The sequence below is a fragment of the Piscinibacter sp. XHJ-5 genome (genome assembly GCF_029855045.1).
In the GTDB taxonomy this organism is placed as follows: Bacteria; Pseudomonadota; Gammaproteobacteria; order Burkholderiales; family Burkholderiaceae_C; genus Albitalea.
Genome location: NZ_CP123228.1, coordinates 5,649,852 through 5,664,547, shown reverse-complemented (window position 1 = coordinate 5,664,547; position 14,696 = coordinate 5,649,852). Strand labels below are relative to the sequence as shown.

At 68.8% G+C, this 14,696-nt stretch carries 14 protein-coding genes; 11 read left to right on the top strand and 3 right to left on the bottom strand.

All coding sequences use genetic code 11. From position 1 onward, the window contains the following. Window positions 1-46: 46 nt before the first annotated feature. The 10 genes from P7V53_RS26790 to P7V53_RS26745 all read left to right on the top strand — a co-directional run bounded on the left by P7V53_RS26790 (window position 47) and on the right by P7V53_RS26745 (window position 10,191). On the top strand, window positions 47-871 hold the full coding sequence (locus P7V53_RS26790) for a TatD family hydrolase (RefSeq protein WP_280152536.1): 825 nt from the start codon (window positions 47-49) through the stop codon (window positions 869-871). Then, on the top strand, window positions 868-1,635 hold the full coding sequence (locus P7V53_RS26785) for a spermidine synthase (RefSeq protein WP_280152535.1): 768 nt from the start codon (window positions 868-870) through the stop codon (window positions 1,633-1,635). Before P7V53_RS26790 ends, P7V53_RS26785 begins: the two co-directional genes overlap by 4 nt. Further along, complete coding sequence (locus P7V53_RS26780; RefSeq protein WP_280152534.1) at window positions 1,632-3,413, top strand: GspE/PulE family protein; 1,782 nt, start codon at window positions 1,632-1,634, stop codon at window positions 3,411-3,413. Before P7V53_RS26785 ends, P7V53_RS26780 begins: the two co-directional genes overlap by 4 nt. Window positions 3,414-3,546: 133 nt before the next feature. Then, window positions 3,547-4,008 (top strand): tripartite tricarboxylate transporter TctB family protein, encoded by a 462-nt coding sequence (locus tag P7V53_RS26775; protein ID WP_280152533.1) that lies wholly within the window; start codon window positions 3,547-3,549, stop codon window positions 4,006-4,008. 10 nt (window positions 4,009-4,018) lie between these two features. Further along, window positions 4,019-5,527 carry a tripartite tricarboxylate transporter permease gene (locus tag P7V53_RS26770; RefSeq protein WP_280152532.1) on the top strand — a complete coding sequence of 503 codons (1,509 nt, stop codon included), beginning with the start codon at window positions 4,019-4,021 and terminating at the stop codon, window positions 5,525-5,527. 142 nt (window positions 5,528-5,669) lie between these two features. Next, window positions 5,670-7,295, top strand: a complete 1,626-nt coding sequence (locus P7V53_RS26765; RefSeq protein WP_280152531.1) for a gamma-glutamyltransferase family protein — start codon at window positions 5,670-5,672, stop codon at window positions 7,293-7,295. Beyond that, window positions 7,292-8,131 (top strand): GNAT family N-acetyltransferase, encoded by an 840-nt coding sequence (locus tag P7V53_RS26760; protein WP_280152530.1) that lies wholly within the window; start codon window positions 7,292-7,294, stop codon window positions 8,129-8,131. The genes P7V53_RS26765 and P7V53_RS26760 overlap by 4 nt, the downstream gene beginning before the upstream one ends. Window positions 8,132-8,197: 66 nt before the next feature. Continuing rightward, window positions 8,198-9,124, top strand: a complete 927-nt coding sequence (locus tag P7V53_RS26755; RefSeq protein WP_280152529.1) for a DMT family transporter — start codon at window positions 8,198-8,200, stop codon at window positions 9,122-9,124. Between the two features lie 9 nt (window positions 9,125-9,133). Next, a complete protein-coding gene (locus P7V53_RS26750) occupies window positions 9,134-9,385 on the top strand; it encodes a hypothetical protein (protein WP_280152528.1) in 252 nt (83 codons plus the stop codon). Window positions 9,386-9,408: 23 nt separating this feature from the next. Beyond that, window positions 9,409-10,191, top strand: coding sequence for an SDR family oxidoreductase (locus P7V53_RS26745; protein ID WP_280152527.1), 783 nt, complete (start codon window positions 9,409-9,411; stop codon window positions 10,189-10,191). Window positions 10,192-10,194: 3 nt separating this feature from the next. Here the strand turns inward: P7V53_RS26745 and P7V53_RS26740 are convergent, their stop codons facing one another. Both P7V53_RS26740 and P7V53_RS26735 read right to left on the bottom strand, forming a co-directional pair. Next, window positions 10,195-11,136 carry a DMT family transporter gene (locus P7V53_RS26740; protein WP_280152526.1) on the bottom strand — a complete coding sequence of 314 codons (942 nt, stop codon included), beginning with the start codon at window positions 11,134-11,136 and terminating at the stop codon, window positions 10,195-10,197. Continuing rightward, on the bottom strand, window positions 11,103-11,408 hold the full coding sequence (locus P7V53_RS26735) for a DUF2007 domain-containing protein (protein WP_280152525.1): 306 nt from the start codon (window positions 11,406-11,408) through the stop codon (window positions 11,103-11,105). The genes P7V53_RS26740 and P7V53_RS26735 overlap by 34 nt, the downstream gene beginning before the upstream one ends. A gap of 65 nt (window positions 11,409-11,473) precedes the next feature. On the opposite strand from P7V53_RS26735, the gene P7V53_RS26730 reads away from it, so the two are divergent. Beyond that, window positions 11,474-12,463, top strand: a complete 990-nt coding sequence (locus P7V53_RS26730; protein ID WP_280152524.1) for a quinone oxidoreductase — start codon at window positions 11,474-11,476, stop codon at window positions 12,461-12,463. Window positions 12,464-12,500: 37 nt separating this feature from the next. Here the strand turns inward: P7V53_RS26730 and P7V53_RS26725 are convergent, their stop codons facing one another. After that, on the bottom strand, window positions 12,501-14,603 hold the full coding sequence (locus tag P7V53_RS26725) for an Ig-like domain-containing protein (protein ID WP_280152523.1): 2,103 nt from the start codon (window positions 14,601-14,603) through the stop codon (window positions 12,501-12,503). Between the last annotated feature and the right edge of the window lie 93 nt (window positions 14,604-14,696).

Here is a 14,696-nt window from a genome sequence, read left to right as displayed (position 1 = left end):
CCTGCGCACGGCGGACAGTCCCTCGATTGCGGGCATCATTCGATGAATGCCTCGCTGGATAGACACGCACTGCCACCTCGACGCGCCGGAGTTCGACGCCGACCGGGATGACGTGGTTCGCCGCGCCCGAAGTGCTGGTGTAGCGCAAATCGTGATCCCCGCTGTGAACGTCGGCAATCTGGAGTCCGTTCGCGACCTCGCGCATCGCCACAGACTGTCCTACGGATTAGGGATCCATCCCATGTGCACGAACCAGGCCAGCGACGATGACCTGGCCACCCTGCACGATGCGCTGGGTCGGCATCGCGACGATCCGCGCCTGGTCGCGGTCGGCGAGATCGGGCTCGACCACTTCGTGCCGGGCCTGGACCGCGCGAAGCAGGAACGCTTCTACGTCGCCCAGCTCGAGCTCGCGCAGCAATTCGATCTGCCGGTGCTGGTGCACGTGCGACGCTCGGCCGACACGCTGCTGAAGCACCTGCGGCGCATCCGCGTGCGTGGCATCGCCCATGCGTTCAACGGCAGCGAGCAGCAGGCACGCGTCTTCGTCGACCTCGGCTTCAAGCTCGGCTTCGGCGGGGCCATGACCTTTGATCGTGCGCTGCAGATCCGCCGCCTGGCGCAAAGTGTCCCGCCAGAGGCGATCGTGCTCGAGACAGATGCGCCTGACATTCCGCCCCACTGGCTGTACCGCACGGCCGCACAGCGCGCCGCCGGCATGAGCTCGCGCAACGAGCCGCAGGAATTGCCGCGCATCGCCGACACGCTCGCCGGACTTCGGGGATGGTCGCCCGAGCAGGCCGCGCAGATCAGCCGGGCCAACGCCCTGGAGGCGCTGCCGCGGCTGGCTGCCGTGGCAGGGGATGCATGAAGAAGCCCGTGAGACTCGCGCCGGCCACGATGTCCGAAGCCGACGGCGTGCGCTACCTGCATCTGGGCACGCCGTGGGTGCAGGGCGCCATGCGGATGCGCCAGCCGAACGAGCTGGAGCTCGAATACATCCAGCGCATGATGGCCTGGATGCTGTTGCGGCCGCAGGAGTCGCTGTCGCGTGGCCACGCGGTGCAGCTGGGTCTCGGGGCCGGCACCATCACGCGCTTCTGCCACAACGTGATGCGCATGCGCACGACTGCCGTCGAGCTCAACCCGACGGTGATCGCCGCCTGCCGCCTGTGGTTCAAGCTGCCGGACGACGGCGCCCGGCTCACCGTGCTGCAGGCCGACGCCGCGAACTACGCGGCGGACCCGGCGCATGCGCAAAGCGCCGACGTGTTGTGCGTGGACCTCTACGACCACGATGCGGCGAGTCCGGTGCTCGACAGCGCGGCGTTCTATCGGGATTGCCTGCAGTTGCTCGCCGACGGCGGCGTGATGAGCGTCAATCTGTTCGGCCGCGACGCCAGCTTCGAGCGCAGCACGCGCCGCATCGCCGCGGCGTTCGGCGCAGAGCGGGTGCGCACGCTGCGTCCGACGAAGGAAGGCAACACCATCGTGCTGGCGTTGAAGGGCGACGACATCGCGCAGCGCGACACGCTTGCCGCGCGGGCGCAAAACATCGAAACTCGTTTCCGCCTGCCCGCCGGCAAATGGCTGAAGATGATGCGCCCGCTGCCCGCGCCCGCCCCCGCCTCATGAACCCCACCGACCTTCCGCCGCAAACCACGCCCACCGGCCAGCTCGACTGGCGCCTGCTGCTGAAGTGGCTGCGCGAAGACCAGGTCATCAGCGCCGAGGACGCCGACCGCACGCGAAAGCGCTTCGGCGGCGCCGACAGCGCGCAGCACCCGCTGGTGCGCCTCGGCGCAGCTGGCTTGGTGCGCAAGGGCAACGGCAAGCCACTCGACAGCGAAGCCCTCACCGAATGGCTCGCCGGCCGATGCGGACTGCCCTACGTGCGCATCGATCCGCTGAAGGTGGATGTCGGGCGCGTCGCGGAGATCATGTCCATCAGCTATGCCGAGCGGCGCCGGGCGCTGCCGCTGCAGGTGGGCGCGCACGAGGTCACCATCGCCACCTGCGAGCCCTTCGATACCGCCTGGGTGTCGGAGATCGAGAGCCACACCCGCAAGGCGATCAAGCTGGTGCTGTCCAGCCCCCTGGAGCTGCAGCGCTACACGACCGAGTTCTACACGCTCTCGAAGTCGGTGCGCGCCGCCCTGAAGACCGGCGAGACCTCGGCCATCGCGAGCTTCGAGCAACTGGTCGAGCTGGGCCGCAGCAACCGCCAGCTCGACGCCAACGACCAGGGCGTGGTGCAGGTCGTCGACTGGCTGTGGCAGTACGCCTTCGACCAGCGCGCGTCGGACATCCACCTCGAGCCGCGGCGCGAGCTGTCGGCCATCCGCTTTCGCATCGACGGCGTGATGCACACCGTCTACCAGCTTCCGCCGGGCGTGATGAACGCCATGATCGCGCGCGTAAAGCTGCTGGGCCGCATGGACGTGGTCGAGAAGCGGCGTCCGCTGGACGGCCGCATCAAGACGCGCAATCCCGATGGCGACGAGATCGAGATGCGGCTGTCCACGCTGCCCACCGCCTTCGGCGAGAAGATGGTCATGCGCATCTTCGATCCGGACACCACCGTCAAGCCGCTGGAGCAGCTGGGCTTCGGCAGCCACGACGCCAAGCGCTGGGAAGACCTGGTGATGCGAGCGCACGGCATCATCCTGGTCACCGGTCCCACCGGCTCGGGCAAGACCACCACGCTTTACTCGACGCTGCGGCGGCTGGCCACCGACGAGGTCAACGTCTGCACCATCGAAGACCCGATCGAGATGATCCAGCCGGCGTTCAACCAGACGCAGGTGCAGCCGGCACTCGAGCTGGGCTTCGCCGAAGGGCTGCGCGCGCTGATGCGCCAGGATCCCGACATCATCATGGTCGGCGAGATCCGCGACCTCGAGACGGCCGAGATGGCGATCCAGGCGGCGCTCACCGGCCACCTGGTGTTCAGCACGCTGCACACCAACGACGCGGCCTCGGCCATCACGCGGCTGGTCGACCTGGGGGTGCCGCCTTACCTGATCGGCGCCACCGTGATCGGCGTGCTGGCCCAGCGCCTGGTGCGCACGCTGTGCTTGAACTGCAAGCAGGCCGACGATGAGCTCACCGCCGACCACATCAACGAATTTGTCAAGCCGTGGCGCATCAACGGTGCGGTGCGCGCCTACAAGCCGGTCGGCTGTCTCGACTGCCGCATGACCGGCTACCACGGCCGTGCCGGACTGTACGAGCTGCTGTCGGTCACCGAGGGCGCGCGCCAGTGCATCAGCCCGGTGCCTGACGCCGCCAGGTTGCGCCAGCAGGCGCTGAAGGACGGCCTGCGCCCGCTGCGCATGGCCGGTGCGATGAAGGTGGCGCAGGGTGTCACGACGATCGACGAAGTGTTGAGCGCGACGCCCATCTGGGAATAGGCTCGGCGCACTGCCCGGGTGCGCGCACAGGGCGCGGCAACCGGGTCCGCTACGTGTAAACCACAGACGGTGGGCAACACCACCTGCCTAGAATTTCCGCAGACAAAGCACACCTCGTGCGAGGAGACACATCGTGAGAATCAAGAGCGAACGGGACTTCTGGTCCGGCGTGATGTTCGTCGCCACCGGGATCGGCTTTGCGGTCGGCGCCAGCAACTACTCGCTGGGTTCGTCGGCGCGCCCCGGTCCCGGCTACTTTCCCCTGATGCTGAGCGTGATCATGGCCATCCTGGGCGCGATCGTGCTGTTCAAGTCGCTCACCATCGAGACCGAAGGCGGCGATCCGGTGGGCGCCTTCGCCTGGAAGCCGCTGATCGTCATCGTGGCCGCCATCGCGGTGTTCGGCCTCACGATCACCCGCCTGGGCATGATCATCTCGATCCCGATCCTGATCACGATCGCCAGCTACGCGGGGGAAGAGTTCCACTGGCGCGACGTGCTGATCAACTCGGTGGTGCTGACAGTCGCCTCGTGGCTGATCTTCATCGTGGGCCTGAAGCTCACGATCCCCGTGTGGCCGAGCTTCGTCGGCTGAGGAAAACGCCATGGACCTGCTGCAAAACCTCGCCCTCGGCTTCGGCGTCGCATTCACCCTCCAGAACCTGCTGTATGCCTTCTTCGGCTGCGTGCTCGGCACGCTGATCGGAGTGCTGCCGGGCCTCGGCCCCGTCGCGACCATCGCGATGCTGTTGCCTTCGATCTACGCGCTGGACGCCACGCCCGCCCTCATCATGCTGGCCGGCATCTACTACGGCGCGCAGTACGGCGGCTCGACCACCGCGATCCTCATCAACGTGCCGGGCGAATCGAGCTCGGTGGTGACAGCGATCGACGGCTACCAGATGGCGCGCCAGGGGCGGGCCGGCGCGGCGCTCGCCGCCGCGGGCCTGGGATCGTTCTTCGCCGGCTGCGTCGGCACCATCATCATCGCGGCGTTCGCGCCGCCGCTCACCGAGCTGGCGTTCAAGTTCGGCCCCGCCGAGTACTTCTCGCTGATGGTGCTGGGCCTCATCGGGGCGGTGGTGCTGGCATCGGGGTCGCTGATCAAGGCCATTTCGATGATCATCCTTGGCCTGCTGCTCGCGCAGATCAACACCGACGTCATCTCCGGCACGGCGCGCTACAGCTTCGACATCCCCGAGCTGACCGACGGCATCGGCTTCGTCGTGATTGCGATGGGCGTCTTCGGCTTCGGCGAGATCATCGCCAACCTCGGCATGCCGGCGGAGCACCGCGAGGTGTTCACGAAGGACGTGAAGGGCCTGTGGCCCACCAAGCAGGACTTCCGCGACGCAGGGCCGGCGGTGCTGCGCGGCACGGCGCTCGGCTCGGTGCTCGGCGTGCTGCCGGGCGGCGGCGCCTTGCTGGCTTCGTTCGCTGCATACACGATGGAAAAGAAGCTCGCCGGCGCCAGCGGCCGCTTCGGCCGGGGCGACATCCGCGGCGTCGCGGGCCCCGAGTCGGCCAACAATGCCGGTGCGCAGACCTCGTTCATCCCGATGCTGACCCTCGGCATCCCACCCAACGCGGTGATGGCGCTGATGGTGGGTGCGATGACGATCAAGGGCATCCAGCCCGGACCGCAGGTGATGACCAGCAACCCGCAGCTGTTCTGGGGACTGATCGCTTCCATGTGGCTTGGCAACCTGATGCTGGTGATCCTGAACCTGCCGCTGATCGGCATCTGGATCAAGCTGCTGACCGTGCCGTACCGCTTCCTGTTCCCGGCGATCACGCTGTTCTGCTGCATCGGCACGTATACGCTGAACAACAACACCTTCGACGTCTACATGACGGCCATCTTCGCGGTCGTCGGCTACTTGTTCTACAAGCTCAGTTGCGAGGCTGCGCCGCTGCTGCTGGGCTTCATCCTCGGGCCGATGATGGAGGAGAACCTGCGCCGCGCGCTGCTGCTTTCGCGCGGCGACTGGAGCACCTTCCTGACGCGTCCGCTGTCGGCCGGCCTGTTGATCGCAGCGGCGCTGATGATCGTGATCGTGCTGCTGCCTTCCATCAAGAGCAAGCGGGAAGAAGCGTTCCACGAAGCGGTTTAGCCGCTTTGTGGATCGCTTCACGGCGATCACACCGCTCCCCCAGCCCTCTCCGGGAGGGGCTCCAGCATGAAAGACGAGCCGGCCCCAGGGCCGGCTTTCGCTTCTACGGCCTGGGCGAGCGGATGCTTCCTAGAATCGGCCGATGAGCACCCCTCCTTTCGACTGGCGTCAGGGCTATCCCAGCCAACGGCTGCCGGTGTTCGGCCGCAACATCGTCTCCACCTCGCATCCGCTCGCCGCGCAAGCCGGCCAGCGCATGCTCATGCAAGGCGGCAATGCCGTTGATGCGGCGATCGCGGCGGCGGCGGCGATGACCATCCTCGAGCCGGTGAGCAACGGCCTCGGATCGGACATGTTCTGCATCGTGTGGGATGGCCGCGAGCTGCATGGGCTCAACGCGTCGGGCCGCGCCCCGCGTGCCTGGACGCCGGAGTATTTCGGCCGCAAATACGGCGGCCACGCTCGCACGCCGCCGCAGCGGGGCTGGGACAGCGTCACGGTGCCCGGCGCCGTGGCGGGTTGGGTTGCACTGTCAGATCGTTTCGGCAAGCTTGCTTTCGCCGATCTGCTGCAGCCGGCGATCGCCATCGCCGAGCGCGGCTATGCGGTGCCGGTGGTGGTGCAGCAGAAGTGGGCCGCGGCCGCCGCCACCGAGCTCGCCCGCCAGCCGGGCTTCGCCGAAGCCTTCCTGCCGCGCGGGCGCGCTCCCGAAGTCGCCGAGCTGTTCCGATTCGAGGCGGCCGCTCGCACGCTGCGGCTCGTGGCGCAGACGAAGGGCGAGGCGTATTACCGCGGCGAGATCGCGCAGGCCGTGGAGCGGCACGCCCGCGAGCACGGCGCGGCGATGCTCGCGCAGGACTTCGCCGACTGCCGACCCGAATGGGTGCAGCCGCTGGCGCAGGACTATCGCGGCCACACGCTGCACGAGATCCCGCCCAACGGCCAGGGCATCGCGGCGCAGATCGCGCTGGGCATCGTCAGCCATTTCGATCTCGCCTCGATGCCTCCCGACGGTCCCGAGGCGCAGCACGTGCAGATCGAGGCGATGAAGCTCGCCTTCGCCGACGTGTACTGCCATGTGGCCGAGCCGGCCAGCATGGAGGTGAGCGCGCAGCAATTGCTCGACAGCGCCTACCTCGCCCGCCGCGCACGCCTGATCGATTTGCAGCGCGCGCAGGAATTCGGCCCCGGCAACCCGGCGCGCGGCGGCACCATCTACCTCAGCGCAGCGGACGAGAGCGGCGTGATGGTGAGCTTCATCCAGAGCAACTACCAGGGCTTCGGCTCGGGAGTCGTCGTGCCGGGGTATGGGCTGTCGCTGCAGAACCGCGGCCACGGCTTCTCGCTCGACCCGGGAAGCCCCAACGTCGTGGCGCCCGGCAAGCGACCGTTCCACACCATCATCCCGGCTTTCCTCACGAAGAACGGCGAGCCGGTCATGTCCTTCGGCGTGATGGGCGCCAACATGCAGCCGCAGGGGCATCTGCAAACGCTGGTGCGCATGCTGGCTCACGGCCAGAACCCGCAGGCCGCGTGCGACGCGCCGCGCTGGCGCTACAACGCGGGGCTCGAGCTCAACGTCGAGGCGTCGATGGACCCGGCCACCGTGCAGGGGCTCGCCGAGCGCGGGCACCGGCTCGAGGTCATCGACGATTCCTACCAGGACTTCGGCGCGGGGCAGTTCATCTGGCGCCTGGGAGATCCTGCGATCGAGGGCTATGCCGCAGCGAGCGATCCGCGCCGCGACGGACAGGCCATCCCCTCTTGAAGCGCATCGACCAGCTGTCGCTCGGCTGGCGCACCGATCTCATCTTTCCGCGCTTCGACGCGCACGTCATCGAGCGGTCCGACCACTGGCTGATCCGCACGCCGCACAACCCGACGTACTGGTGGGGCAACTTCCTGCTCTACCCGCGGGCGCCGCGCGAAGGCGATGCACATGCGTGGCTCGCGGCCTTCGACGAGGAGATCGCGTCGGTGCAGCCGCAGTCGCGGCACATCGCGATCGGCGTCGATGCTGCGGCGCCGTTCGAGCTGCCGCCCGACTTCGCTGCAGCAGGCCTTTGCGCATGCGAGACCACCGTGCTGAGCCTGCGTGCCGGCCGCCTGCGCACGACGGCCAAGGTGCTGCCGGCGGGACTCGTTGCCCGCCCCCTGCGGCTCGCCGCGGAGAGCCCGCTTGCGATCGAGCAGCAGGTGGCTTCGGACGACGACGGCCACGAGCCGGTCGGCTACCGAGTCTTCCGCGAGCGGCAGATGCAGCGCTACGCAGCGATGGAGCTCGCTCGCCTCGGCCACTGGTTCGGCGTGCTGGCCCGCACGCCGCAGGGTCAGGCGATGACGGCCGGCTGCGGCCTCTTTCGCGACGGCACGCTGGGCCGCTTTCAATATGTCAGCACGCATCCCGCGTGGCGTCGCCGCGGGCTGTGCACCGCGCTTGTCCACGCGGTGTGCCGTCATGGCTTCGAGGCGATGGGACTGGACACGCTGGTCATCGCTGCAGATCCGGACGATGTCGCGATCGGGATCTACGAGTCGCTCGGCTTCGAGCGGACCGCGAGCGCGTGGCAGCTCGAGCGCCGGCCGGCTGACGACCACCGCTAGGCTCGCCTGCCGCAGCCAAGCCCCGACTGCGACGTCGGCGCGGACCGGTTCGTAGAATCGATCGCAATGTCATCCCCCTCCGCCGCGGCCGAGCCCGGCCATCCCGGCGCCGCGCGCCGTGCCGTCTTGCCAGGCCTTGCGCTCGCGGTCGCCGGCTCGATCGCGTTCTCGGGCAAGGCCATCATCGTCAAGCTCGCGTACCGATACGGTGTCGATGCGGTCACGCTGATCATGTACCGCATGCTGTTCGCGCTGCCGATGTTCCTGGCGTTGTCATGGTGGGCCGGGCGTGGCCGCCCGGCCCTCACGCGGCGCGACTGGACCGTCGTCGTCGGCCTGGGCTTCAGCGGCTACTACCTCGCCAGCTTTCTCGACTTCGCCGGGCTGGTCTACATCACCGCCAGCCTGGAGCGGCTGATCCTCTACCTCAATCCGACGCTGGTGCTCGTGCTGGGCTACCTGCTGTTCAAGCGCGAGGTCTCGCGTGCCCAGGTGCTGGCCCTCGCCGTCAGCTACGCCGGCGTGCTGTTGGTGTTCGGCCACGAGGTCACGCTGGTCGGCCCCGACGTTGCGCTGGGCACGGGACTGGTGTTCGCCAGCGCCGTGAGCTATGCGGTCTACCTGGTGTTCAGCGGCGAGGAAGTGCGTCGGCTCGGCGCGCTGCGCCTCACCGGCCTTGCGACGACGGTGGCCTGCCTGCTGTGCATCGCGCAGTTCTTCGTCCTGCGGCCGGTGTCGGCGATGGCGGTGGCGCCGCAGGTCGTCTGGCTCTCCGTTCTCAACGCGACGCTGTGCACGTTCGCGCCGGTGGTGATGGTGATGATGGCGGTCGAGCGCATCGGCGCGACGATGGCGGCGCAAACCGGCATGATCGGACCGCTGTCGACCATCCTGATGGGCGTGCTGATCCTTGGCGAGCCCTTCACCGCCTGGGTCGCGGCCGGCACGGTGCTCGTGATCGCCGGCATCTGGCTGCTGGCCCGGTCCCGCTAGGAGACTCGGATGAAATACATCTCGGTGCGTGTGCGAAACGGCCTGGTGTGCCACGGGTACGACGCCGACAACCAGGAGATCCTCGAGGAGCTGAAGGACGACACCTTCGTCGAGAAGCTGCTGCTGATCGACCGCATCCAGTCGATCGGCGAGAAGTACATCCTCGTCACGGCGTCGCATGGCCGCGCGATGTACTGGGAGTACGAAGGCGGCTTCGAGGCCCTGAAGGCTCGGCTGTACAAGGCCGACCTGCTGATCTGAATCACTCACGGAAGGACATTGCCATGGATCTGGGCATCGCAGGCAAGTGGGCGCTGGTGTGCGCCGCGAGCAAGGGGCTGGGCAAGGGCTGCGCGCAGGCGCTGGTGCGCGAAGGCGTCAACGTCGTCATCACGGCGCGGGGCGAGGAAGCGCTGCAGGCCACGGCGGCGGAGCTGCGTGCGCTCCAGCGCGGCGAAGTGCGCGCCGTGGCCGGTGACATCACCTCACCCGAGGGCCGTGCGGCCGCGCTGTCCGCCTGCCCGCAGGTGGACATCCTGGTCAACAACGCGGGCGGACCGCCCCCGGGCGATTTCCGCGACTGGGACCGCGGTGCCTGGGTGAAGGCGCTGGAGGCGAACATGCTCACGCCGATCGAGCTGATCAAGGCCACGGTCGATGCGATGGCGGCGCGCGGCTTCGGCCGCATCGTGAACATCACCTCGGGCGCGGTGAAGGCGCCCATCGACTCGCTCGGCCTGTCCAATGGCGCCCGCAGCGGGCTGACCGGCTTCGTGGCCGGCATCGCGCGCAGCGGCATCGCCGCCAAGGGCGTGACGATCAACGGCCTGCTGCCCGGCGCCTTCGACACCGAGCGCCTGCGCAGCGGCACCCAGCATGCGGCGACCAAGACCGGGCAGGACTTCGAGGTGCTGTGGCAGCGCAGACTGCAGGCGATCCCCGCCAAGCGCTTCGGCACGGCGGAGGAGTTCGGCGCGATGTGCGCCTTCCTGTGCAGCGTGCACGCAGCGTACCTGACCGGGCAGAACATCCTGCTGGATGGCGGGGCGTACCCGGGGACGTTCTGAGCTTCACTTGCGCGAAGACACCACGATCCCGCCGACGATCAGCGCGAACGCCACCGCGTGGTACCAGCGCGGCGCTTCGCCCAGCAGCGCCGCCGACAGCAGGGCCGCGAACACCGGCGTCAGGTTGGCGAAGAAGGCGGCCATGGCAGGTCCGGCTTGCACCACCCCCACGCCCCAGCACCGGTATGCGATGACCGAAGGACCGATCGCCACATAGAGCAGGGCGGCGACCACCCAGCCGTTCCACTGAACGCCGGCGTGCGTGATGGCGGCTTCTGCGGCCGCTGCCGCGCCTGCTCCGAGCAGTCCGAACAGGGTCTGCAACAGCAGCAGGCCGGCCCAGTCCCAGTCGGGGCGCTGCGGCGGCTGCATGGTCGCCGGCGGCCGTGCCAGGAGCCAGCTGTAGAACGCCCATGCAATCACGGCGACGAGCACGTACAGGTCGCCGATGACGAAGTGGATGCGCGCCAGCGCCTGCAGATCGCCGCGTGCGATGACCAGCAGGACCCCGGCCAGCGAGAGCAGCGCGCCGGCGATCTGCCGCCGCGTCGGGTGCTCGCCGTGAAACAGCGCCCCCACCATCAGCATCCACACCGGCGTGCTGGCGGCGATCAGCGTCACGTTGATCGGCGTGGTCGTGACCAGCGCCAGGTACTGCAGCGAGTTGTAGGTTCCCACGCCCAGCAGCCCGATCGCCAGCAGGTACTTCCAGCGCTTCGCGATGGCGGACGGATCGCGAAGCGCATGCCAGCCCAGCGGAAGCAGCAGCAGCGCGGCCAGTGCCCAGCGCAGGAAGTTGAGCGCCAGCGGCGGTACGCTGCCGACCGCCAGCCGGCCCACCACGGCATTGCCCGCCCACAGCAGCGGGGGCAGGGTCATCAGCAGCGCGGTGCGGGCGGACAGGCGCGACATCAAACCGGCATCGACGCGCCGCAGCTCCAGCATTGGTCGAAGGGTCCGTCGATTCGCTCGTGGCATGCCGGGCAGACCCAGTGCCGATGGGGCGCATGGCGCAGCTGGACCAGCAGCGCAAGCGCAGCGTCGTGCTGCGTCTCGTCCATCACCCAGACCTCGGGCAGGCATTGGTCGGGAGGCACTTCGCCGGCAATGCTGCTGGCGTAGGCGCGCTGCACGCTGGCGGAGAAGCCGCCCTGCGTGAGCATGTCGGCCCACAGGGTGGCGATGGCCAGATTGGGGGCGGTGGTAAGGCGGCGCATGCGAAGCGGGACGAGGACAACGCTGGCACGATACCGGACTTTCCTGTGTCCGAGAGGAGTGCACCATGACGACCGTTCGCGCCATTCGCATCGAGGAGTACGGAGGACCGGAGGTGATGCGGCTCGCGGACGTGCCGGTCGGTGAGCCCGGACCCGGCGAAGTCCGCATCCGCCACCACGCCTGCGGTGTCAACTACATCGACGTCTACCAGCGCACCGGGCTGTACAAGAACCCGCTGCCACTGATCCCAGGCGGGGAGGGCGCTGGGGTCATCGAGGCGGTCGGCGAGGGCGTGAGCCACCTGCGCCCCGGCGACAGGGCCGCCTATGCGAGCCAGACGCCGGGCGCCTACAGCGAGGCACGGGTGGTGCTCGCGAAATGGGTGGTCAAGCTGCCCGACGACATCGATTTCCAGACCGGTGCCGCGATGATGCTCAAAGGCCTGACGGTGCAGTACCTGCTGAAGAAGACGCTGCCCCAGGGCGGGCTGCAGCCCGGTGACCACGTGCTGTTCCATGCCGCAGCGGGCGGGGTGGGCCTGATCGCCTGCCAGTGGGCGAAGGCACGCGGTCTGCAGCTCATCGGCACGGCGGGCGGCGCGCAGAAGTGCAAGCTGGCGCTGGACCATGGCGCGGCGCATGCGATCGACTACCGCAGCGAGGACTTCGTCGCGCGCGTCAAGGAGATCACCGGCGGTCAGGGCGTCAAGGTGGTCTACGACTCGATCGGCAAGGACACCTTCGAGCGCTCGCTCGATTGCCTGCGGCCCTTCGGCCTGATGGTGTCCTTCGGCAACGCCTCCGGTCCGGTGCCGCCGGTCTCGATCGGCACGCTCGGCCCGCGCGGATCGCTGTACCTGACGCGGCCCACCCTGTTCACCCACCTGGCCACGCGCGAGAGCACGCAGGCGATGGCCGACGAACTGTTCGCGGTGGTGCGCAGCGACGCCGTGAAGATCGTCATCGGGCACCGCTATCCGCTGGCCGATGCCGCGCAGGCGCATCGCGATCTGGAGGCGCGGCAGACGACCGGATCGAGCGTGCTCGTTCCCTGACGCGGGGGCCGGCGGCGCCGACCCCCGCCGGGCGAGCTCACGGGATGAAGAACAGCTGCTCCGGCAGCGGCGGCACGATGGGCACCTCGAAGATCGGCCCCGCGCCGTCCGGATCGATCACCGTCGTGCCGTCCGTCGCGAAGAACGCCGCCGTCTGCGTCTGCGCCCCCACGGCGTACGGCGCTGCCGCCGGGTTGCCGATGTTGGTGAGGAACGCATGCGGGTTCTTGCCGACCGCCGGGTCGATGGCGTAGGCCAGGTCGTTGCGGAAGAAGACCGCGCGGTCGGCCAGGTCGCCGGCGCGCAGGATGGCGGTGGTGGTGGGATTGGGCACCGTCTTGTCGCCCTTGGCGAACTGGAACAGCACCGGCTTGGCGGCATGGCCCGGCAGCGGCTGCTTGCGGATGTGCGGCGCATAGCTCACCGGGTTGCCGGCCTGCTGCACCCACTCGAAGCGGTCCAGCACCTCGGCGATCGCCATCGCGCCGGGCACGGTGTTGACCAGCGGCGGCAGGTTGCGCAGCGGCATCGCCTCGATGAAGGCGGTCGGGTCGTTGCTCTGCACGTTGAAGAGCGACGGCACGCGCCCGAGCAGCGCCAGCCCGATCAGGGCGCGAAAGACACCGAGCCTTGCGACCTCGGTGATGGAGCCGCCCGCCACGTTGGCCACGCCGGCACGGATGTCGCTCTCGACGCCGAGGAAGATGCTGCCGTAGATGCCGCCGAAGGACTGGCCGGTGTAGTAGAGGCGCTGCGTGCTGAGGTCGGCGCTGCCGTCGCCGTCGACGTCCATGCCGCCCTGGAGCACGCGCACCAGCTGCATCAGGTCGATCACCGTCTGGCGCAGGCCGTCGCGATTGCCGATGATGGTGCGCGGCGGCGCGGCGCTCGAGCCTTCGGTGGAATCGATGCTGCCGTTGCCGTCCTGGTCGATCCCGCGGCCGCCGGCCGGAATGACCACGGGCGCGCCGGCCGCCGGTAGCACGGTCAGGGTGCCCAGCGGTCCGCCGCCGTGGCCGACGACGTTGACCGCGATGGTGGCCAGCCCGCGCGAGGCGAACACCGAGCCGACGGTCCACGGCGCGCCGTAGATGCTGTCGCCGAAGCCGTGGCCGAAGATGGCCACCGGCCAGCCGCTCGGCGGCTTGGGCCCGGCAGGCACGAAGAGCTGGAAGGTCAGGTCGTGGTGGCCTTGCACCTGGGGCTGCCCGGTCAGCGTGCCGGTGGCCGGGATGTACCTGTCCGCGGTCTCATAGTCGGGTGAGCGGTACCTGCCGTACGCGATCTGTCCCACCGCGCCTGGCACCACGCCGAGGGCAAGGGTCGGCAGGAAGGAGGGCGTGAAGGCGGGCGCCGTGCCGGTCTGGCGGTCGAAGCGGATGCCGGTGATGCCCGCGGCCGGGAACACCGCACGCACCGGTCCGGCGGCCGAGGCGCCGATGAGGAAGTCGGCGGCGGCCGGCGTTGCCGCGTCGATCTGTCCGCCGATCTTCTGCAGGTCGGCGGTGATGCTCTGGGTGGTGAACAGCGTCGCCGACACGACATGGTGGCGGCTCGAATGGCGCAAGCGCAGCGCGTCGCGCAGCTCGCGGGCGTGCTCGCCGTCGTCGTCATGCAGCGCGGCCTTGATGCGCCTGCCGCTCGTGTCGCGCACGCCGTCGGTGACGACGAGCAGATAGCGCGAATGCTGCGCGAGCAACTCGTCGGACTCGAAGGCGAGCACCTTGGTGGCCGGGTCCCACACGATCTGGTTGATGCCCACCTTGTGGCCGAAGCCGGCCAGGGTGAGGGTATCGCCGAGGTTGACCAGGAACACCGTGTCGCTGCTGACGGTGGCCGGATCGATGTTGCCGGTGAACGGCACCGTGATGCGCGGCTGCGTGGAAAAGCCGTCCAGTGTGTTGACGACCGCGATGTCGGCGCAATCGCTCACCCGCACCGCGCAGTCGGGCAGCGGAAGATTGACGCGCCGAAACGTATTCTGCGTCCAGTCGCGCACGGTGAAGCGGTCGCTGGGGAACGGCGTCGTCGAGGGGTCGGCGCCCTCGTGGCGCACACGCACCCCGTCGGCCGCGGCGGCCAGGGGAACGAGCAGCAGGGCAAGGGCAGCGGCCATCGGCCGCGTCGGGCGAGCAAGCATGTCTGTCTCCTTGGGTGGGTGGCGTTTTCGCGCTCTGTCGAACGCCAGTTATAGGCCGCCGCACCCTCGTGCGCCATGACTTTGCGAGCCATT